This is a genomic window from Pseudomonas sp. GW823-FHT06B06 (genome assembly GCF_058795195.1).
In genome coordinates, this window is the sequence record NZ_JBXAHO010000009.1 from 16,938 (window position 1) to 39,058 (window position 22,121).

The window sequence follows — 22,121 nt, forward strand, 5'->3', positions numbered from 1 at the left end:
TTCCCGCCCTACGGCGCCGGCTCCAGATCGTTGGTCACCCGCAACAGCCCCCACAACCCGGAGGTATTGCCGTAGGCGCCGTAGTCGCGGAACAGGTAGTCACCCGGTATCGCGTTGACACCCCCGGCGCTCGGCAGCATGAAGCTGAAGTGCGCTGCCGGCAGGACGCTCTCGCGGGCGCCGATGTACATCGACATCGGGTTGTAGCCGAACCGCACCGAACCCACCCCTGGCGTACCCATCGGATAACCACCGGTATCGCTCTTCTCTGGCTGGAACGGGTTGGTCGACCAGACGTGACCGTCAAGCTGGAAGATGGTGCCGCGACTGCCCCCGGTAGGCATCAGGATGTGCGTGCGGAACGGTTGTCCCGGTCTGGCGTACAGCACTGGCGTTTGTGGGTCACCGCCCACCAGCGCGTTGCTGTAGGCCATGTGTGCATTCACCATGTCGCCGTAGCCCGCGCCGTCGGCACGGCCGAACGGTGCATCCGGGGCCAGGCCGAAGCGGTACCACATCGGTTCGGTCTTGTAGTTGATGGCCATGCTGGAGTTGTCCTGCGGATCGTTCGGCACGCCGAACCCTTCCGCCGCAATCCCTTCCACCGGCCGACCATTGGCCCAGCGAATGTTCAAGGCTTTCTGCCAGACCATCGCAAAGTCGCGGTAGCTGGTTTGCCCAGGTGCGGTGACGGTGGCATTGACCTTGCGCGTGTCTTCCACCCAGGTGGCGCCCACCGGCAGGATGCTCATCGCCCCGGCCAGGCCCTTTTGCGACTGCTTGATCACGTCCGCCGGGGTGATGTTCAAGCCGCCGAACTCGATCGCCGTGGCGTTGATGTTGTCGACATTACGGCCCAGTTGAGTGATCGGTTTGCCTTCACGCTCCAGGTGGCCGGCGTAGTATTGGTAGGTACGGGTCGGGTAGGCCCCGCTGCTGCCGACACGCGGTGGCACGGTCTGGGTCGGGTTGGCGCCGACGTTGGTGCCGTCGGATTTGGTGATGTCGTACGCCAGCAGTTGCGCGTGCAGCCCCACGTGGCTCGACGGCCGCATCAGGTTGTTGCTGAAGGTGGTCGAACCGCTGCCGCTGTTACGATCGCGTTTGACCATGCCTTGCATCACCGCTGTCTGGGTCAGGTCCGGCATGACGCTCGGCAGCCGGTTTTCCAGGGTGATGTTGATGCAATCACCAGCCGCTGCGCGCAGCACCAGCGGTTCGACAGACACACCGGGCTTGAGCTTGCCGGTGGTTGGGTCGAGGTCGGCCTTGCGTACATACAGGATTGCGGTCGGGTCATGCAGCGGCCCGCTTTGCCCACCGATGGTGATGGTTTCACCGTCTTCAGGGTCGGTGACGGTGACCTGGGGAATGCTCACAGTCCGCGAGTTGAACACCAGGGTGCCACCGGCTGGATTCAGCGGCCCGCCCACATGCTGTCCAAGCCCCGCCGGATCACCAATGGTCAGGCCGAGCGGATTGGTCAGAATGTCGTTGGCCAGCGCCGCGACCACTTCATAATTGCGTTGCGGAGTCGGCCGGGTGCCGATGCCATTGGGGTTGGCGCCATACCTTGGGCAAACGCCGTCGAAGGCCACGGTGTTGCGCATACCCGTCGGCTTCGGATTGGTCGGCAAGGCAAACAGATCGTTGCGCTGGGTGGTGTAGTTGCGCATCACACCCCAGATCCCGCTCCAGTAGCCTTCAATCGAAGCGTCCATCGAGTACAGGTAATCCCCGGTGGTCGCAGCCGAACTGGACAGCATCGAGACCGGCGCAATGAAGCCCATCTGCTCGGAGATGCCGATCATCTGCGACGCGCGCCAGCCGGAGTTGGAGCTGTTGCCGAAACCGGAACCACTTTGCAGCCACTTCACGCCGTGCAGGGTGACGTTATGCTCCTCTTCGTGTCCGCCGGCATGCACCCGCAGCCGCACATTGTCGCCGGTGTAGGTACGCAGCATCGGGGTGAACGGATCGCCAGGTTCGGCGCCGCCCTTGTTGATGTGCGGCGGGAACAGCGTGGTGCCGCCGGTGGGGCCGGTGGCCGAGGTGATCAGGTTCGGCGCCAGGTTCATCGCCGGGATCGCACGGTCGGTACGGCTTTGCATGGCGTACGCCAGGTCGCCGCCGAGGCCGTCGGCCTGCATGCCGCGCTTGCCGTCCGGGCCGACCTTGTTCGGGTCGTATACCCGCAGGGCCAGCGGTTCGTTACGGTAGTTGACGACGAACATGCCAGGGTCATCGACCGAGATGGCTTGCGGGCATGGCCGGCTCGGGCAACCCGGAAGTATCCCGCCCTGCACTTCGATAATACCGTCCAACAGGGTACTGGCGTTGTTGCGCACTGGTGGGTTGATCGCGTAGCGGAAGCTGTCGGCGGTGGCCGGGAAGCTTTGCGCATCGGGTTTACCGTCAGGTCCGGCGCCCACGTACACGCCGGCTTCGTAGGCGTGCTGGAAGTCGCTGTATTCGAGGAAGAACTCACGGAAACTGTCGTTCTTGCCGTCGCCATCGATGTCACCGGTAGAAATCACCGCTTGCCACGAAGTCGGCCCGCCGTCCTGGCGCCCGCCGCTGTACAACGGCTCGCCGGTTTCGGCGTGGAACCAGGTGGAACCGGCAGGTTCGGCCAGCACGGTGGCGTACAGGCCAATCTGTTGGTGCGTCGATGGGCCGAGGTGGTCGTGGGTAAAGATGGTGCCCAGGCCACGGTCGACGCCTTTGGCGTTGACCACAGGGTCGACGAACCAGCGCTGCATCGCCGTACGTGCACCCACCCAATCGGCCCGTCCAAACTGGCCGAAGTACGGGTGGTTCTTGGCTTTCGGGCAAGCCGGCGTGCCATCACGCGGGTCGCTGCCCTGGCACTGGTTGAACTCGCGGATGGCCTGGATGCGTTCTTGCACCGCGCCTGGAGAGAGTACGCCGTCTTCGTAGTTCCAGCCGTTGGACGAGCCATCGGCAGCCACCAGGTCCCACTTCGGCAGGTGAATGTGCTGGCCGATCACGTCGGTCGGCGTGCGCACCTGATAGTCGTCCATCTCATAGGTGGCCGGCACCAGGTTGGTTTGCTGGTACTGCACGCAGTCGAAGGTGTTCATGCGCATCACCAAAGGTTCTGGCGGACGCTGCTTGGTGATCACCGGCCAGGCGTCTTCCCAGAGCGCCAGGATGCGCGCTTGCGGGAAGTGGTAGCCAACCTTGTTGTACACCGCGTCGAACTGGATGTTGGCCGCTTTGTAGATGCGCGGACGGTCGGCGGTGAAGCTCGAGGAGCCGATGAAAGACATGCCGTCGAGCCGCTCGCCGCTGTTGAATTCACCGGTGCCGGCGCTGCTGCTCAGGCGTTTCTGGCGGTCGTCCATGCACGGCTCGTAGAACGGCGCACCGGCCATCGGCAAGGCACCGTTGGTGCGGAAGGCCCGTGCCACGATTTGATTGCCCGGCAGCAGGGCGAAGCTTGGGTGGTCCTTCTTGGCGTGGAATGCCATGGCCGCCTGCTCGACTTCGGTGCCCTCTTCCGGCAGGTAAATCGGCTTGGCGCGGGTCACCGTCTTGGAGAAATCCAGTGACGTGGTAATGGTCTCGGCCTCGCCACCGGCAGACACGCCGTCCAGCGCATGGCGGCCCAGGCCTCCGTCCCAACCACCGGACTGCGCCGGATCAAGGTTGGCCCACAAGGCTTTGCCCGTCGATTTCAAGGCCTGCGCCGTGGCGGCGTCGAGCATGTCCAGCGGCGGAGTCGGCGGGCGTTGGCCGACCGAGCTTTCCATGCCGCCGATCCAGAATGGATAGCCAGGGTTTTTCAGCGTGCCATCGGCATTGCGGTTGGCTTCGCTGCGATCCACCAGCGCCAGGGAACCGATGGCCTGTGCACCACCGCTGCCGCCATGGTGCTCGCCGTCATCGTCGTCTTCTTCATCGTCGTCATCGTCGTTTGCGGCCACCAGGGTCTGGCCGATTTTCGGTACGACCGCAACTTTGCCGGGCATCGGTGCCATGGCTTTGCCGGGCAGCGGCACCACCGCCGGGATCGGCGTGCCGGCAACGATCTCGCCATCGGGCAAGGCGCGCGCGCCAGCAGCGGGTTTACCGCTGCGCAGGGCATAAGGCTCGCTGTGGAAACCGTCGGAGCCTTGTTGCGAGACTTCAAGCTTGGTGCCTTCTTCAAACACGTCGTGCACCCGCCACATGGCCCACATGCCCTGGGCGAAGTGCGGGTAAAAGTGGCAGTGATAGATCGCATCACCCGCTACACGGTTGCGGTTGCCCGAACCGCCGTTGGCGATTTCATAGGTGTAGCCTGCACCCGCGCCGATGCCCTGGGCGTCCACATAGTCGGAATTGTCATCGTTGGGGTTGAACAGCCACTGATGCCCGTGCAGGTGGAAGATGTGCTGTTCATGGCCGTTGTGGGTGTTGCGGAACTTGACGAAGTCACCGATATAGCTGTGGCTGACGTTGGACGGCTCTGATGGATACAGCGCCATGGTCGCCTTGACGCCCACCTGATCGGCGTTCGGTGTCTGGCCGGGGGTAATGCCTTCCAGGCCGGCGTTAGCCGGTACGTCCACCAGCATCGCCACGTCGCCGACGGTGTGGGAACTAAGGAAGAACTCTTCGTAGGCGCAGGACAGGCAATCGTGCATCGGGCCTACGCCGAGACGGTTGGCCACGACTTCTGCACCCATGCCGCCAGAGCCGTAGTTGATCATGAACGAATCGCGGGTCGGCTCCAGCACATGGGCCATCACTGGGTCAGCCCAGTAAGCCGGGAAGGCCTGGGTCGCGGCGGTTTCATCCTGGAACTGCGAGGCGAAATCGCGGAATGGCTCCAGTCGATTGGGAAGCGCCGGGTTGCGTTTGCCCATGGCTTCCAGCGGATAGGTCGAGGGCGGGAAGCTGCCATCGGCGTTGCTGCCCATGACGATCGCGTCACTCTCGCTGGAAATGATTTCATTGCCGTCGACCATATTGATGATCGGCGTGCCGGCCTTGCCTTCACGGATCCACGGCTCGCGCTGCGGGTAACGCGCCTGGTAATCGACGATCGGCTGACCGGCCGGGGTGCGGCCGGTGGTCGCCAGGCGCATTTCTTCTTCGGTCACGGTGTTGCGGTAAGTGCGCCCACCCTTGGGCACCACCACGACCTGGCCGAACAAGCCGTTGGCCACGTTGCCGGCCGCACCTTCGCCACCGAAGGTTGCGCCACGGCTGCTGGCGGCGAACACCCCTTCGCGTTCGGCATACAAGGTGTAGGAGCGGCTGGCACCCGGCGCGATCAAGCTGTTGGCATTGCGTCCGGTGAATGAAGCGATGTCATCGATGCTGTTGACCGCTTGCATGCCGTTGACCTGGAAACCGACATGGCGGTCGGCGACCTGTTCGTCGACCTTGAAGTTTTCGTTATTGCCGACCGGGATGCCTTCTTCCTCGCCCTCCACCTCCTCGCCACCGTCGTGGGAACCGGGGTTGGCCTGATAGGCCAGCAGGTTCTGCAGGTTGATGGTCAGGCAGTCACCGGCGGCCACCCGCAGCACCAGCGGACGCGGACGCTTGTCGGGGCGCAGCGACACCTTGCCCGGCACCGCCGCACCGCCCTGTGCCAGTGAGATGTCATGGTCATCGACCACATCGCGGCGCAGGGCGAACATCATGCCGTTGACGTTCTGCGCACCAAGGCGGTTGAACATCAGCGGCTGGTCCAGCGCCACGACGTTGGCCACCAGGTTGCGTTCACAACGTGCTGCCGCTTCGGCCAGCTCGATGCCGAACATCGATGCGGCCATCAACAGCCATGGAAGGACGGATGGAGCGTGAAAAATGCCGGTCATGATCACGGGCCTCACTGTGGGTGCTCACAGGAATAATTCTCGACAAAATCCTTTGAGCAATCTGTATGCCATAAAAATTCTTTATAACTATCAGTAAGTTAGAACAGCCATTTAATTCATCGGGGGATATTCCCCATTAATTCCCCACTTTTTTGCCGGGGCCACCATCCCCCAATGTTGGGGAAACCATCCCCTGTCTGCGATCACAACGGCGCATCGGCGGCCAGTCCCTGCAGACGCCGGTATTGGTTCAAGACGTTGGGCACATAACGCTGGGTTTCGGCGAATGGCGGGATCACCCCGCCACGGCTGATGACCGCCTGAGGCCCTGCGTTATAGGCGGCCACGGCGAGGGCGATGTCGTTGTCGAACAGGTTCATCAAGCGCTTGAGATATTTGGCCCCGCCCTGGATGTTGGCCTTGGGGTCGTAGACGTTTTTCACGCCCAACTCTCGGGCGGTGTCAGGCATCAGTTGCATCAACCCGCCTGCGCCTTTGGGCGATACGGCACCCGCGTCGTAGTGGGATTCGGCCTGGATCACCGCGTGCAGCAGCGCTGCGGGCAACTGGTTGTCCATGGCGGCCTTGGAGACCAGCTCGGCATAGGGTCGCGCGGCGATCATTTGCGGCTGCCGGTCGAGGCTGACCACCGCCGCCTCGACCTCACGGACCACCCGTTCATATTGGCGGCCGGGGCGATGGACGTTGGACAAGACGTAGTCGCCCTTGGCGTCCCTGGAAACGAAGACATCGGCCTGCGCAACGCCGGCCAGCAGCATCATGCCAAGCAATCCTGTGGTGAGAGTTTTCATTGTTCTACCTCCCCTGACCTGCCCCGAAAAATGGGGGTAATGCCCCAATTGCCGGTCGTGTAGCAGCCATACGCAAGCACTGTGCCGAAAGCGCCAGGGCCCGTGGCACGGGGAGTACAGAAGGATGCCCAAGCCTTTGTCCGCCATGTGCATGGCAATTGCATAAGCCTCTATCGCGACCCTTCTGCCGAATGTGTGAGGTCATCATGAAACAGCGACATGCTTTCGCCCTGCGCACGCAGCGCGGGTTCACATTGCTAGAACTGTTGGTGGTGCTGGTGGTGCTGGGGCTGTTGGCCGGCATCGTCGCGCCGAAGTATTTCGCGCAACTGGGCCGCTCCGAAGTGAAGGTGGCCAAGGCGCAAATAGAAGGCCTGGGCAAGGCCCTGGACCTGTACCGCCTGGAGGTCGGCCACTACCCGTCGACCGAGCAGGGTTTGCAGGCACTGGTCACCGCCCCCAGCGATGAAGCCCGCTGGACCGGCCCGTACTTGCAGAAAAAACTCCCGCAGGACCCGTGGGGCCGTAACTACACCTACCGCTACCCTGGTGAAAACGGCGAATACGACCTGCTGTCCATGGGCAAGGACGGTCAACCCGGCGGTGAAGGCGAAAACGCCGAAGTCACCAGTTGGCAATGATGGGGAATGGCGACCATGCGTTTTCACCTCAAGGCGGTAGGCAAGGCCGGTGTGGTTTCGCTGACGGTCGAAGCGCCGGGCGACAGTGAAGCCCGGCGCATCGCCGAAGACCAAGGGCTGCGGGTGGTCAGCCTGCACGCCGAACGACACTGGCGGGCATTGCGCGTCAAGCAGCGTGAAACCTTCAACCTGGTGTTGTTCAGCCAGGAACTGACCACACTGCTCAATGCCGGCCTGCCGTTGATCGATGCGCTGGAAAGCCTGGCGGAAAAAGAGAATGCGCCGCAAGCCCGCAAGACCTTGAGCGAACTGGTGCGCCTGCTTTATGAAGGCAAATCGTTTTCCCAGGCATTGGCCCAACTGTCGGCGGTGTTCCCGCCGCTGTATGTGGCGTTGGTCCAGTCCAGTGAGAAAACCGGTGCCGTGGGCGATGCGCTGGGTCGATATGTCAGCTATCGCCAGCGCATGGACGAGGTTCGCCAGAAGATCGTCAGCGCGTCGATCTACCCCATGCTGTTGCTGGTGGTGGGTGGTGGCGTGGTGCTGTTCTTGATGGGTTATGTCGTGCCGCGCTTCAGCCTGGTGTTCGAAGGGCTGGGGTCGAACCTGCCGTGGCTGTCGCAGATCCTGATGAGCAGCGGAATGTTCCTGCACGCCCACCAGGGCGAATTCTTTGGCGCACTGGCGACGATTGTCATCGCCCTCGCCTTCCTCCAGCGCCAACCGGCCTTTCGTCGAGGCCTGGACCGCCTGATCGAAAAACTCCCGGCGGTGCACCAGCGCATCTTCATGTACGAATTGGCGCGCTTCTACCGTTCCCTGGGGATCCTGCTGCAAGGCGGCATTCCACTCGTCACCGCCATGGGCATGGTCCGCAACCTGCTCACCCCGGCCTCTCGATTGCGCCTGGACCAGGCCTGCGAACGGGTGCGCGAGGGGCAGTCGTTGTCGACGGCGCTGGAACTCAATCACCTGGTGACCCCGGTGTCCCTGCGCCTGCTGCGCGCTGGCGAGCAGTCCGGCAACCTCGGACAGATGATGGAGCGCAGCGCCGACTTCTACGATGAAGAAATCAGCCGCTGGATCGAATGGTTCGTGCGCCTGTTCGAACCCTTGCTCATGACCTTCATCGGCCTGTTGATCGGGGTGATCGTGATTTTGATGTACATCCCGATATTCGAGCTGGCTTCCAGCATTCACTGAGCCCTCTGGTACGGGGCCTGGCGGTTTGTTGCAGGATTTATCAACGTTGCACCGAATAAAATTTCAAGTTGAGGTGTTAACCGACGTACCTACTGGATTTTCCCGACCGAACGAAGCAGCACGCGGCATGGTTTATCAACGTTGCAAATGAAAAAAGAAGACGGAGATCGATATGCACATGAACAAGCTTTTGTTGGCTGTGGCTATTGGCGCAGTTCTGTCAGCGTCTACCGTACTGATTCCGGACAACTTGTCGGGGGTTTCGAGCGCTCAAGCTAAAGAAGGCGGTAGTGGTGGCGGCGGCGGTGGCCACGGTGGAGGTGGCGGTCACGGCGGCGGCAGTGGCGGTGGCGGTGGCGGTGGCGGTGGCGGTGGAGGTCACGGCGGCGGCAGTGGCGGTGGCGGCGGTCACGGTGGAGGCAGTGGTGGTGGCGGCGGCGGCGGTCACGGTGGAGGCAGTGGTGGCAGCGGCGGTGGTAATGGCGGTGGCCACGGCGGCAATAGCGCCGGCAGCGGTCATGGCGGCAGTGACCATGCTTCGGGACATTCCGGCAGCACAGCCTCGAACTCCGGCCGCAGCGGCACCCATGCCGAACCGGGTGACGACCATGGCGTTCATCAGGCCGGGCATGACGACAAAGGCGTTCACCGCTCCGGCGAGGTAGGCGACGACCATGGCGTGCACCGTGCCGGCGAAGTCGGCGATGATCGCGGCCTGCATGCCGCCGGCGAGCCAGGTGACGATCGTGGCGTCCACGTCGGTGGCGAACCGGGTGACGACAAACGCGTCAACTGACCTGCTTCACCCCCTGTAGGAGCGAGCATGCTCGCGATAAACGTCCAGACAACGGGTGCATTCAGACAGCCCGCGTCATCGTTGACGTCCATCGCGAGCATGCTCGCTCCTACAAGGGGTCCAGGCGGTCACGCAAAAACTCGATCAACGCCTGCACCGGCCGCGAGGACTGCCGATGCTGCGGATACACCGCGGATAACGTTAGTGGTTGCGGTCGAAACTCATCGAGCACCGGCACCAACCGTCCATCCTTAATCGCCGAACCGACAATGAACGTCGGCAAATAGGTAATCCCCATCCCGGCAATCGCCGCGTCCCTGAGCACCTCGCCATTGTTGACCCGCATGCGCCCGGTGACATTGACCAGCAGCGGCTTGCCCTGCCCTTCGAAGCGCCATTGCACCTGACGCCCGTGGCCATAAGGCAGGCAGTCATGATGGTGCAAATCATCGGGTTTGAGCGGCGTGCCACGCTCCGCCAGGTAAGTCGGGCTTGCGCAATAGACACGCTGGACAGAGGCGATGCGCCGCGCGATCAGCGTCGAGTCTTCCAAGACTCCGATGCGCAATGCCAGGTCATAGCCTTCGCCGAGCAGATCCACCGGGCGATCGCTCAAGTCCACCTCCACGGTGACATCCCGATAGCGCTGCAAAAATTGCGGCAGCAGACACCCCAGGTGCGCCAGCGCAAACGACAGCGGCGCACTCACTCGCAGGGTGCCGCGCGGTTCGGTGGTCTGCCCGGCGATACCTTGCTCCACCTGCTCCACTTCACCGAGCAAGCGCAAGGCCGACTCGTAGTAACTCTGTCCCAGCGGCGTGACATCCAGCCGCCGGGTCGAGCGATTGAGCAGGCGCACGCCCAGTCGCTCCTCGAGTTGCATCAAGCGGCGGCTGACAAACTGCTTGGACAACCCCAGTTGATCGGCCGCGGCGGTGAAGCTGCCGGAGTCCATCACCTGGCAAAAAATTCGCATATCTTCGAACGGGTTCATTGTCATGCCTTTGGTTGACAGTCAGGCACTTTATAGCGACTTCTCCCCTTTTTATCACCCTACCACATAACAATGTGGGAGCGAGCCTGCTCGCGAAGACGACAGGCCAGACACTGTTGCAGTGTCTGTCAAACCGTTTTCGCGAGCAGGCTTGCTCCCACAAGGTTTAGCGTTTTGGCCGACGTTCTTACTTGGCGGTGAACGTGGTGTAGCTGTTGATCAGGTTGCGGTAGTTCGGCAGACGTTCGGACAGCAGGTTGGCCAGGCCTTCCATGTCGTTGCGCCAGTCGCCTTGCAGCTCGCAGGCCACGGAGAACCAGTTCAGCAGATGAGCACCGGCGGCCGACATACGGGCCCAGGCAGCCTGCTGCACGGTGGTATTGAAGGTGCCGGAAGCGTCCGTCACCACGAACACTTCAAAACCTTCGGCAATGGCCGACAGGGTCGGGAACGCCACGCACACGTCCGTTACCACGCCGGCGATGATCAGTTGCTTGCGACCGGTGGCCTTCACGGCCTTGACGAAGTCTTCGTTGTCCCAGGCGTTGATCTGGCCCGGACGGGCAATGAACGGCGCATCCGGGAACTGCGCCTTGAGCTCCGGCACGATCGGACCGTTAGGCCCTTTATCGAAACTGGTGGTGAGGATGGTCGGCAGCTTGAAGAACTTGGCGATGTCGCCCAGGGCCAGCACATTGTTCTTGAACTCGTTAGGCGAGAAATCCTGCACCAGCGAGATCAGGCCGGTCTGGTGATCGACCAGCAGCACAACAGCGTCGTCTTTGTTCAAGCGAGAGTACGGTACGTTGCTCATGAATAAACTCCTTGGTGGATGGTTGTCGCTTGCTGCGCTCGACCAGGAGGCCGGCGCTTATGGGTATTCGTCAAAAAGCAAAGCACGAGCAGCCGAAGGCGCCCCAGAAACCGGCAAAATCACTGACGGGTGCATTCGACAGGCGCGCCCGTTCATGGCTGTGCGAGTGCACCGCACAAGGACCGCTGCACTGGTGAACCTGCGCCTGCAACGGCGAGTTCGGCCGCCAGTGCCCCGGTACTTTGACCACCGGCGACCAGTCCGGAAGCACCGGCACGCTGGCAGGTCCCAGCTTCTCGAAATCCCCGGCGGCATACACCACCTTGCCGCCGACCACGGTCAGTACCGACTCGATCCATTTGATCGCTTCTTCCTCGACGCTGAAAAAGTCCGCGCTCAATGCGGCCACGTCCGCCAGTTGCCCAACCTTGATCTGGCCTTTCTTGCCCTGCTCGGAGGAAAACCAGGCGCTGCCATGGGTGAACAGTTCCAGCGCGGTCTGTCGCGACAAGCCCTCGGCGTGCAACGCCAGGCCACCGACGGTGCGACCGCTGACCATCCAGTACAACGAGGTCCAGGGGTTGTAACTCGACACCCGCGTCGCGTCGGTACCGGCACCGACCGGCACACCTTCGGCCAACATGCGCTGGATCGGTGGCGTGGCTTCGGCCGCCTTGGCACCGTAGCGCTCGACGAAATATTCGCCCTGGAACGCCATGCGATCCTGAATCGCGATGCCGCCACCCAACGCCCTCACCCGCTCGATGTTGCGGGGGGTGATGGTTTCGGCGTGGTCGAAAAACCACGGCAAACCGTTGAACGGAATGTCACGGTTGACCTTCTCGAACACGTCGAGCATGCGGCTGATGGATTCGTCGTAGGTGGCGTGCAAACGGAACGGCCAGCGCTGCTCGACCAGATGGCGCACCACCGGCTCGAGTTCGTCTTCCATGCTTTGCGGCAGGTCTGGGCGCGGTTCGAGGAAGTCCTCAAAATCCGCCGCCGAAAATACCAGCATTTCCCCGGCGCCGTTGTGCCGCAGGTAGTCGTCGCCCTGATGCAACTTGACGCTGCCGGTCCAGTTCTGGAAATCCGCCAGCTCTTCCTTCGGTTTCTGGGTAAACAGGTTGTAGGCGATGCGAATGGTCAGCTGCTGGTCCTTGGCCAACTGCTCGATCACCTGATAGTCGTCCGGATAATTCTGGAAACCACCGCCGGCATCGATGGCGCTGGTCAGTCCCAGGCGATTGAGTTCGCGCATGAACTGGCGCGTCGAGTTGACCTGATACTCCAGTGGCAACTTCGGCCCCTTGGCCAGCGTCGAGTACAAAATCATCGCGTTGGGGCGCGCCACCAGCATGCCGGTGGGGTTGCCATTGGCGTCGCGCACAATCTCGCCACCCGGCGGGTTCGGCGTATCGCGGGTGTAGCCGGCAACCCGCAGCGCCGCACGGTTGAGCAAGGCGCGGTCGTACAAATGCAGGACGAACACCGGGGTATCGGGCGCGGCCTGGTTAAGCTCTTCGAGCGTCGGCATGCGCTTTTCGGCGAACTGGAATTCATTCCAGCCCCCGACCACCCGCACCCATTGCGGCGTTGGCGTCCGGTCGGCCTGCTCCTTGAGCATGCGCAGCGCATCGGCCAGCGACGGCACACCTTCCCAGCGCAGTTCGAGGTTGTAGTTCAAGCCGCCACGGATCAGGTGCAAGTGCGAGTCGTTGAGCCCGGGAATCACGCAACGGCCCTTGAGGTCGATCACTTGCGTGCCCGAGCCACGCAATGCCATGGCCTCGGCATCGCTCCCCACGGCGACAAAGCGGCCATCACGGATGGCTACCGCACTGGCGTGTGGGTTCTCTCGGTCGACGGTATGAAATTGGCCATTGAACAGAATCAGATCGGCGTTCATCGCGTTTCCTTGGGCGAAGTGGATGAGGACAGCCAGGGCGCGAACAAGCGCGTCGCCATCGGCATGAACAGGTACACCACCGACAGCACGATGGTCAGGGTGATCAGGAATGTCGCGACCACGTATTGGGAGAGAAAAGCGTTGAGTTGCAACAACGGCCCCCAGAGCAACGGCACCAGCAAGGTATGCGGCAGAATCACCAACAGCGTGACCACGGCCTGCTTCCAGCGCGGCGGCGGCGAGCCCGTCTCGGCCTGCGGGGCGAACCAGAATTCGTTGACCGGATTGACCTCGGTCTGGTCGCCGTCGGCCAGCATCGGCGTGGCTTCTTTGACCAACGCCTGGCGTTGCGGCGAATCAAGCCAGCGCTGCATCGCGCCGGGGGAACAAAAACGCAAGACGCAGGTGTACATGTCGAGGCCGGCGTTCTTGCCGCGCATCACATCCACACCCAAGTGCCCTTCCTGCTGTCCGGCGACACTGACAATATTGCGCAGCCAAGCCTCGTAGGGCACTTCAAAACCGGCTTTGACCCGGTGTTTGATAACCAGGGTCACGACCTCCTCGAAAGGCGAGTCGGGCACGTTGGAATCAGGCATGACGCAGGGCTCCGGCGAAACGATAGGGGGGGCGAACAGACAACCACGGGAGCTGATCGCCGCTATTGAGTTGGATAGTGCCGTTGCGGAGAAGAAAAAAATTGAATGTACGTGCTGTCTTTGCGAGGGGACGCGCAGCCACGGGACAACAGGGGTCGTTGTGGTCGCGCGCTTGCTCGCGATGGCGCAGCGTGTCAGTGAATATAGCTGTTGAATGACGAACCGCCTTCGCGAGCAGGCTCGCTCCCACAGAGGGTCCGTGTACATCTGCAGGAAACAGGTCGGCTGAAAGGTCGCCTTCGCTGGCAAGCCAGCTCCCACAGGGGGTGGGTACAACTGCTAGATATATTCCGGCTGGCAGGCCGCCTTCGCGAGCAGGCTCGCTCCCACAGTGGGTACGTGTACATCTGCAGGAAACAGGTCGGCTGTAAGGCCGCCTTCGCTGGCAAGCCAGCTCCTACAGAAAAGCAAAAGCAAAGCGGCGTACACCACCCCGCTCTTCACCACTCATCAGGCCGAGCGTTAGCTCGCCTTCAGCTCTTGATCTTGATCTGCCCGCCCCTATCGGGAGGCCTCGTTCCGGTGTTCATCCGGGGAGTGGCGCGCAGCGCCGTTCGACGCAGTCGAACACGCTGCATGTAGGTGCAGCGAAGCCAACCGGAGGGCAGTGTCCCCGGATGGATACCGGAGCGAAGGAACGCCGAGCCTCAGCGAGGGGCCGGACGCTGGGGCAAGACTTTTTGGTTCCTTTTGGCTGGGCCGGCACTCCGGGCGTTTGACAAAAGGGACTCGCCGTAAGGGCGAAACCCTAAGCCGCCGTTACCGCAGCAACGGATATGTACTCAAACAACCAGCAACCTGGTCGGCTACCAGGCCGCCAAGGTCAAGCCAGAACAGCCAAAGGCTCAGACATGAACTGACTGATGCGCGACCGCAACCAACGCTCCGCCGGATCATTGTCATGCACCCCACTCCACGCCATCGACAACTGCGCCGCTGCAATCTCGAACGGCGGATCTTCAGCGCGCAAGCCACACCCCTCCACCAACGCACAAGCTGCATAATCGGGCACCGTGGCAATCATCTCGGTCCCGGCGAGCAACGCGCGCAAACCACTGAACTGCGGAACCCCCAGCACCACTCGACGGGTACGACCAACCTTCGCCAGATCCAGATCGATATTGCCGCTCAGGTCCCCGGAAAACGAGACCATCGCATGGGGACGCGCACAATACTCATCCAGGGTCAGCGTTCCCGGTCGCTTGTCACCGCGCAGCACTTTGCAGGGAATATCGCGCAGTTTCTTGCGCTTGGCATTGGCCGGCAACTCGGTGGTGTAGCTGACGCCCACGGAAATTTCCCCCGACGCCAGCAAGGCCGGCATCAGCAGGTAATTGGCCCGGCGTACCACCACGACAATGCCCGGTGCTTCTTCCTGCAGCTTGCTCAGCAGTGGCGGGAACAACCCGAACTCGGCATCGTCCGACAGGCCAATGCGAAACACATCGCAACTGGTCGCAGGATCGAATTCCTTGGCGCGACTTACCGCGCCGGAAATGGTATCCATCGCCGGTTGCAACTCCTTGAGAATCGCCAATGCCCGCGCCGTCGGCTCCATGCTTCTACCGTTGCGCAACAGCAAAGGGTCATCGAACAGATCGCGCAACCGTCCCAGGGCCGCGCTCACGGCAGGCTGGCCCATGAACAGTTTTTCCGCGACGCGGGTCAGGTTCTTCTCGAACATCAAGGCTTCGAAAATCACCAGAAGGTTCATGTCGACACGGCGCAGATCGTTACGGTTCATAGGCACGGTTCCTTTTTGTGTTGAGCCAGGCGCGAGGCAGCGATTGTGTCTGACTTTACGCAAGAGTGCCCGTCATGGACGAGGAATTAACAACGTTTAACTCGCAACCCAGAGCCCTGGAGTTCAAGAATGAAGCCTACCGACACGGACATTCGCCATGGCTCAGTTGCAGCAAAGCGCCGCCCGCGCGGCAGTCGCACAAACACAAGGCAAAAGCACCAGCGGCCTCAGTCCGCAGCGCGAGCGGTTGGTCAAACGACTGATCCTCGAGCGCCTCGGAGAAACCCTGCAAGTGACCGAACTGGCCCAGGCCTGTTCGCTGTCGCGCAGTCATTTTTCCCGGGCGTTCAAGTGCAGCACCGGTTGCTCACCCCAGGAATGGATCCGCCAACAACGCATCGCCCGGGCCAAGCTGCTGATCCAGCACACTGACCTGAGCCTGACGCAAATCAGCCTCGAATGCGGCTTCTGCGACCAGGCGCATTTCTGCCACATGTTCACCCGCAGTGAAGGCATCAATCCGTTTGCCTGGCGTTGCCGCACAGTACGCGCCCTTCCCGCCTCACCCGCACAAACAAACCTGCTGGAGCCGGCGATGGCGACTTCACGGACGCCATCGCCGGCATACATCAACCCTTGAGGAATGCCAGCAGATCGGCGTTGAGCTGATCCTTGTGGGTGTCTGTCAGGCCATGGGGCGCGCCAGGGTAGACCAACAGCCGCGAATTTTTCACCAATCCTGCCGACGCGATACCCGCGGCCTCGATCGGCACCACCTGATCGGCGTCGCCGTGCACCACCAGCGTCGGCACGTCGAATTTCTTCAGGTCTTCGGTGAAATCGGTTTCCGAGAATGCCTTGATGCAGTCGTAGGCGTTCTTGTGGCCGGCGGCCATGCCCTGCATCCAGAACCAGTCGATCATGCCCTGGGACGGGGTGGCGCCGGGCTGGTTAAAGCCGAAGAACGGGCCGCTGGCAAGGTCTTTGTACAGCTGCGAGCGGTTTACCAGCGAAGCCTGGCGAATGCCGTCGAACACTTCGATCGGCAGGCCGCCGGGATTGGCATCGGTCTTGAGCATCAGCGGTGGCACCGAGGAAATCAGCCCGGCCTTGGCCACCCGCTCGGTGCCGTGACGACCGATGTAGCGCGCCACTTCACCGCCACCGGTGGAAAAGCCGAACAGCACGACGTTGTGCAAGTCCAGGTGTTCGATCAATTGCGCCAGGTCATCGGCGTAGGTGTCCATGTCGTTGCCGAACCATGGCTGGCTGGAACGGCCATGTCCACGGCGGTCGTGGGCAATGACGCGGTAGCCCTGGGTGGCCAGGAACAACATCTGCGATTCCCAGCTGTCGGCATTGAGCGGCCAACCGTGGCTGAAGACGATCGGCTGACCGCTCCCCCAATCCTTGAAATAGATCTCGGTGCCGTCGCGGGTGGTGAACGTACTCATGGGGCGTGTTCCTTACGTGGGGTTGAGGTCAATCAATCGGATGTGCGGCGCATTCGCTCGGCCAGCCGCGCCACGCGCTCGCCCAGGTGTGCCGCGGTGCTGCGGTCCTCGGCGGGCGGTGCGAGGTCGGGGGACTGTTCGACATTCGACTGGGCCATGGCGCCCAACGAACTGCCCAGCCGGTTCATCTGGCCGTCGAACTCGCCCGTGGCGGAGCGTGCGGGCAGCAGGTCGAGGCCAACCCAGATCATCGAATGCTGGGCCGCGAAAACCGCCATCTGCAGCAGGGTGTTGAGCTTGTCGCCGCACAGGCAGCCGGAATTGGTGAAGCCGGCAGCCAGCTTGTCGCGCCAGGGTTGCGCCAGGTAAAACGCCGCCGTAGCCTCCATGAAGGCCTTGAAGGCTGCCGAAGCGCTGCCCATGTAGGTCGGGGCACCGAAAATGATCGCGTCGGCGTGGTGCAAACACGCCCAGTGTTCGTCCACGTCTTCGACGGCAATGAGTCGGCAGGTGCTACCCACGTGCCGTTGCACACCCTGGGCCACGGCTTCGGCCATGACCCGGGTGTGCCCGTAACCGCTGTGATAGACCACCACCACGTTGCTCATCTCCGGCGTCCTCCAGACATGTAGAATCCATTTAGGGTTCGCAGTCTTGGCGTAGACCGGACGCACGACGAGTTAAACGTTGTTAATTTTCCCAGGCACGCCAAAAGCCCCGGCGACCCGGGTTTAACGCTGCCTCGACCAATGTTCACGGGACCGCCCGCCATTACCTGATACACGACATTCAATGCGTTTGAGCAACAGTCATCCGCGCAGCGCATTGCAAGGCGGCAAAAACCTGAGGAATATGCTCGAAAAGCGCGTCCCAGACGCATGCATACAGGAGTAAACCGTTGACCCTCGCCCCCGAACAGGCTGTGCATTTCGGCCCCTACAGGATCTACCCCGGACAACGTCTGGCGATGGAATCCGAACGGCCCCTGCGCCTGGGCCGACGTGCCATGGACATCCTGTTGATCCTGCTGGAGCACGCAGGGAAAGTTGTCAGCAAGCAGGACCTGATGGCGCAAGTCTGGCCCGACAGCGTGGTGGAAGAGATCAACCTGCGGGTGCACATGGCAGCCTTGCGCAAAGCCCTTGGCGACGGTCAGGCCGGCCAGCGCTACATTGTCACCGTGGCCCAGCGTGGCTACAGCTTTGTTGCACCGTGCTCGCTGGAGCACAGCGGGCAAGACCTACACAGCGACGCCGGGAAATTGAGTGGCCATAACCTGCCCTTGCGCAGCACCCGTCTGATCGGTCGTCAGGTGCTGGTCGACAACCTGGTGGCGCAGCTGCCACGCCAGCGTTTCATCACCCTCGTAGGCCCCGGCGGTATCGGCAAGACCACCGTCGCCCTGCGCGTTGCCGAGCAACTGATCGGCCGTTACCGAGACGGCATCCGCCTGCTGGACCTGGCACCGATCAACGATCCGGCGATGGTCTGTGGTCACCTGGCGACAGTGCTGGAACTGTCCCTGCACGACAGCGAACCGATGAACAGCCTCGCCACGTTCCTGCGCGAACGGCATATGTTGCTGGTCATCGACAACTGCGAACACTTGATCGACAGCGTGGCATTGCTGTGTGAAAGCCTGCTGCGTGGCGCGCCGCAGGTGCATATCCTGGCCACCAGCCGCGAGAGCCTGCGAGCCGAAGGTGAATACGTGCAGCGCCTGGAATCACTGGACTGCCCTCCGCCCATTGCCGTGCTGGACCATACCCAGGCGCTGGGTTTTTCCGCACTGCAGCTGTTTGTCGAGCGGGCCATGGCCAACCACGACAGCTTTGAGCTGACCGACGCCAAATTGCCGCTGGTGATCGATATCTGCCGGCGCCTGGACGGCATTCCGCTGGCCCTGGAACTGGCGGCCGCGCAGGTCGCGAACCTTGGCCTGCAGGGTTTGCTGACGCAGTTGCAGCAAAGCTTTGGCCGACTGACCCACAGCAACCCGACGACCCTGGGCCGGCACCAGACCCTGCGCACGACGCTGGACTGGAGCTTCAACCTGCTCACTGCCTGCGAACAAACCTGCCTGCGTCGACTGGGCATCTTCCGCGGTGGCTTTACCCTTGAATCGGCGGCGGCGGTGATCGTGGGTGAACACATTGAACCGAGCGAAGTGTTTGGCTCGATCACGCAATTGGTGGCCAAGTCGCTGTTGAACGTGGACGTCGGTGACGAAGCGGTTTTCTACCGCCTGCTCGACACCACCCGCAATTATGCCCTGGAAAAACTCGAACAAAGCGCTGAATTGCCCGCCACCCGCGACCGCCACGCCCAGAGATGCCTGGTACTGATGCAGCAGGCGCAAAACGACTGGGAGCATATTCCCACCGGGCAGTGGATCGAGCGGTATGCCCGCTGCCTCGAAGACCTGCGCGCGGCGCTCGACTGGGGGCTGTCTGCGCCAGGCCCGCATGCGTTGGCGATCCGCCTGACCGCGACATCCACGCCACTGTGGCAGGAACTGTCGCTACTGAACGAGTACGGCGGTTATGTGCGCAAGGCCCTGACGCTGCTCGATGCAGCGCCCGAGCCCTGTCCGCGCTTGAAAATGCTGCTGAAACTGGCTTTGGGCAGTACCAGTTATCACGCCCAGGGCGGCACTGCGCAAACCGTCGAAGCCTTCGTCAGCGCACGGGCCCTGGCCATTCAGTGCAACGATGTGGCCGGTCAGTTGCGCGCCATTTCCGGGCACCTGGCCGTCAACCTCAGTTGCGGCCACTATCAAATGGCCCTGGAACAGAGCGAGCAATTCGACCGACTGGGGCTGCACAATGACGCCGCGCTGTCCTTGAGCACCCATCGCCTGCGCGTGCTGACCCTGCACTTTGCCGGCGACCAGCAACGGGCGCGGATGAACGCCGAAGAGGTGATCCAGCGCATGGCCCACAGCGGTCATCTCAATCGCTTCACCCATGGGTTTGGCGTGCAATACGACCAGAGCGTCGCCGCCCTGACCATCCTGGCCCGCATCCTCTGGATTCAAGGCCACCCCGAACAAGCCTGGCGTACGGCCCGCCAGGCGCTGGACGTTGCGCTGCAGATCAACCATGGCACATCGATCTGCTACACCCTGGCCCTGTCGGGCTGCCTGATCGCCCATTACAACGGCGACAACCAAACCGCTCGCGAACTCTTGCGCCTGCTGCTGGAACAAGCGCAGAAGCACTCGGTGCTGTTGTTCTATACCTGGGCTCGACACTATGCGCAGGTCATCGACAGTGCCGACGCCCAGGCGTCACCTCGTCCGGGTGCGGGTTTGATCAAGGAAATCATGGTTACCCTCGACAGCGGCCTGGTCGATGACGATTTACTGCAACGCGCCGAAACCGGCGCGGCAGGCTGGAGCACCGCGGAGATTCTGCGGGCCAGGGCCAATGCGCTGCTGGCGGCCGATTGCCCGGTGAAAAACTGTACCGCCGAGACCCTGTTGATCAAGGCGCTCAACATAGCAAAAGCCCAGGGTGCCCTGGCCTGGGAGCTGCGTAGCGCCACCTCGCTGGCGCGGCTTTGGCAACGCCAGGGCCGCTACCGACAAGCCCGGGACTTGCTGTCGCCGGTCTACCAGCGGTTTACCGAAGGCCATGCCACCCCGGACCTGGTCGCTGTACAACGGTTACTCGCAGAGTTGCAGGGCCACGTGCCTGGCTGATGGTCGGCGGCTGTGACTGACGTAGCCGGCGTAGCGCATTTCGTAGGTGCGCAAGGCCCCGCTCTGTTCGAGTTTTTCCAGGGCATAGCAGCGGGTCGTATTGAGCAAGCGATAACGGGTCACACCGCGGACTTGCTCCAGCGACACCAGCGATTTGAGCGCCAGACTCTCCATGATGCTGGCCAGACTCGACGGCGGCAGCATTGCGCAACTGATCACCTCCAGCGCCGCGTCGTCAGTAAACGCCGACTTGAACACCGCCAGACGCTGCAACACGGTTTGCTCCATCGGTGCCAGCCGCTCATAGCTCCAGTCCAGGGCCGCTTTCAGGGTCTGGTGCCGCGGGACTGCCGTGCGTCGCCCCTGGGTCAGCATCTGAAAGCAGTTATCCAGTTGCGCCTGCAGTCCCACCAGCGCCAGCGCATCGATCTGCGCGGCGGCAAGCTCGATGGCCAAGGGCAAACCATCGAGTCGCCGACAGATTTCGCGCACAGCCTTGAGGTCCTGCTCGCGCAGGGCAAATCCTTGCTGGCGAGCTCGGGCGCGGCTGACGAACAGCTGCACCGCCGAATAGCTCATGACCTCATCGAGACTGCACAATGCCGACGCAGGGGGTACCAACAGCGGCGGTAAAGGCAGGAGCACTTCGTCGGTGACCCGCAGCGGTTCACGACTGGTGACCAGGATCGACAGCCGAGGTGCCGACGCCAGCAACGTCTCGACCAGCGTCCGGCAGCCTTCCAGCAGGTGTTCGCAATTGTCCAGGACCAGCAATGCATGCCAGCGCCCCAGTGCGTCCACGTCCGCGCCGATGCCCAGCGGCAAGGTGCGCGTCAGATGCTCGACCAGTTGCGCCGGGTCATCGATCAGCGCCAGATCCACCCGCCACACGCCATCGCGATAGTGCTGCAACAGCAATTCAGCGACACGCAGCGCAACGGTGGTCTTGCCGATGCCACAGGGCCCGACCAGTGTCATGCAACGGCGCACCGGCAACTGGCGCACCAGACTGCCGACAACTGCGTCGCGACCAGTAATGGGCGTAAGCCGTGCTGGCAAATTGTGCGCCGGGCTCGCAAAGGCGTCGCAGGGCAATGGAGTCACCTCCAGCGCCTGTCGCACCGGCGCGACAAAGCTGTAGCCACGCTCAGGAATCGTGGCGATGTAGCAATGCCCGTCCTGTCCGTCACGCCCGCCCTGTCCGTCACGAAAAACCCGACGCAGCGCCGCAATGTGCACGCGCAAGTTGATTTCCTCGACCACCGACCTTGGCCAGACCCGGGCAATCAGTTCGTCTTTGCTGACCACCGAGCCTGCACGCTCGACCAGCACCTGCAAGATATCCAACGCGCGCCCGCCCAGGCGCAACGGCTGATCACCCTCCAGGACCAGTCGCTGCTGGAGGTGGAACGCGTAGGGACCGAAGTGCAACACCGTGTCGCTGGTTACGTTTGTAAGGCTGTTCATCCACTGTCACCCGCTGGAAAACTGCTCGGCACGCGCAACCATCCAGGCGCTGCGTACCTTCATTGCAATGAGCTCAGCGGTATCTTGG

Annotated in this window: 15 protein-coding genes; 5 read left to right on the top strand and 10 right to left on the bottom strand. The window is 62.3% G+C overall.

Annotation, left to right across the window (positions count from 1 at the left end; genetic code table 11):
• Positions 1-8: 8 nt before the first annotated feature.
• Both mnxG and AC1Q8Q_RS10180 read right to left on the bottom strand, forming a co-directional pair.
• A complete protein-coding gene (mnxG, locus tag AC1Q8Q_RS10175) occupies positions 9-5,837 on the bottom strand; it encodes a manganese-oxidizing multicopper oxidase MnxG (protein WP_492615014.1) in 5,829 nt (1,942 codons plus the stop codon).
• Between the two features lie 203 nt (positions 5,838-6,040).
• Positions 6,041-6,649, bottom strand: a complete 609-nt coding sequence (locus AC1Q8Q_RS10180; RefSeq protein WP_033044659.1) for a lytic transglycosylase domain-containing protein — start codon at positions 6,647-6,649, stop codon at positions 6,041-6,043.
• 206 nt (positions 6,650-6,855) lie between these two features.
• On the opposite strand from AC1Q8Q_RS10180, the gene gspG reads away from it, so the two are divergent.
• From gspG to AC1Q8Q_RS10195, 3 genes are all read left to right on the top strand, one after another.
• Positions 6,856-7,290: a type II secretion system major pseudopilin GspG gene (gene gspG / locus AC1Q8Q_RS10185; protein WP_020796371.1), complete on the top strand. Its 435-nt coding sequence runs from the start codon at positions 6,856-6,858 to the stop codon at positions 7,288-7,290.
• A 15-nt stretch (positions 7,291-7,305) separates the two neighbouring features.
• A complete protein-coding gene (locus AC1Q8Q_RS10190; protein ID WP_492615015.1) occupies positions 7,306-8,493 on the top strand; it encodes a type II secretion system F family protein in 1,188 nt (395 codons plus the stop codon).
• A 172-nt stretch (positions 8,494-8,665) separates the two neighbouring features.
• Entirely contained in the window at positions 8,666-9,289 is a 624-nt protein-coding gene (locus AC1Q8Q_RS10195) for a hypothetical protein (RefSeq protein ID WP_492615016.1), read from the top strand.
• Between the two features lie 109 nt (positions 9,290-9,398).
• Here the strand turns inward: AC1Q8Q_RS10195 and AC1Q8Q_RS10200 are convergent, their stop codons facing one another.
• From AC1Q8Q_RS10200 to AC1Q8Q_RS10220, 5 genes are all read right to left on the bottom strand, one after another.
• Entirely contained in the window at positions 9,399-10,283 is an 885-nt protein-coding gene (locus AC1Q8Q_RS10200) for a LysR family transcriptional regulator (protein ID WP_168757836.1), read from the bottom strand.
• Between the two features lie 187 nt (positions 10,284-10,470).
• A complete protein-coding gene (gene ycaC, locus AC1Q8Q_RS10205) occupies positions 10,471-11,097 on the bottom strand; it encodes an isochorismate family cysteine hydrolase YcaC (RefSeq protein ID WP_020796367.1) in 627 nt (208 codons plus the stop codon).
• Between the two features lie 70 nt (positions 11,098-11,167).
• Complete coding sequence (locus AC1Q8Q_RS10210; protein ID WP_020796366.1) at positions 11,168-13,006, bottom strand: amidohydrolase; 1,839 nt, start codon at positions 13,004-13,006, stop codon at positions 11,168-11,170.
• On the bottom strand, positions 13,003-13,605 hold the full coding sequence (locus AC1Q8Q_RS10215) for an antibiotic biosynthesis monooxygenase (protein WP_110753730.1): 603 nt from the start codon (positions 13,603-13,605) through the stop codon (positions 13,003-13,005). The genes AC1Q8Q_RS10210 and AC1Q8Q_RS10215 overlap by 4 nt, the downstream gene beginning before the upstream one ends.
• A gap of 883 nt (positions 13,606-14,488) precedes the next feature.
• A complete protein-coding gene (locus AC1Q8Q_RS10220) occupies positions 14,489-15,409 on the bottom strand; it encodes a LysR family transcriptional regulator (protein WP_020800188.1) in 921 nt (306 codons plus the stop codon).
• 157 nt (positions 15,410-15,566) lie between these two features.
• Here AC1Q8Q_RS10220 and AC1Q8Q_RS10225 point away from each other — a divergent pair, with 157 nt between their 5' ends.
• Positions 15,567-16,049 (top strand): helix-turn-helix domain-containing protein, encoded by a 483-nt coding sequence (locus tag AC1Q8Q_RS10225; protein ID WP_020800189.1) that lies wholly within the window; start codon positions 15,567-15,569, stop codon positions 16,047-16,049.
• Here the strand turns inward: AC1Q8Q_RS10225 and AC1Q8Q_RS10230 are convergent.
• Complete coding sequence (locus AC1Q8Q_RS10230) at positions 16,039-16,863, bottom strand: alpha/beta fold hydrolase (protein ID WP_020800190.1); 825 nt, start codon at positions 16,861-16,863, stop codon at positions 16,039-16,041. The two genes, AC1Q8Q_RS10225 and AC1Q8Q_RS10230, sit on opposite strands and share 11 nt — an antisense overlap.
• 32 nt (positions 16,864-16,895) lie before the next feature.
• Positions 16,896-17,471, bottom strand: a complete 576-nt coding sequence (locus AC1Q8Q_RS10235) for a flavodoxin family protein (protein ID WP_033045231.1) — start codon at positions 17,469-17,471, stop codon at positions 16,896-16,898.
• Positions 17,472-17,761: 290 nt separating this feature from the next.
• On the opposite strand from AC1Q8Q_RS10235, the gene AC1Q8Q_RS10240 reads away from it, so the two are divergent.
• Positions 17,762-20,566 carry an ATP-binding protein gene (locus AC1Q8Q_RS10240; protein ID WP_492615017.1) on the top strand — a complete coding sequence of 935 codons (2,805 nt, stop codon included), beginning with the start codon at positions 17,762-17,764 and terminating at the stop codon, positions 20,564-20,566.
• Here AC1Q8Q_RS10240 and AC1Q8Q_RS10245 read toward each other — a convergent pair.
• Positions 20,531-22,033: an ATP-binding protein gene (locus tag AC1Q8Q_RS10245; protein ID WP_492615018.1), complete on the bottom strand. Its 1,503-nt coding sequence runs from the start codon at positions 22,031-22,033 to the stop codon at positions 20,531-20,533. The two genes, AC1Q8Q_RS10240 and AC1Q8Q_RS10245, sit on opposite strands and share 36 nt — an antisense overlap.
• Positions 22,034-22,121 lie beyond the last annotated feature (88 nt).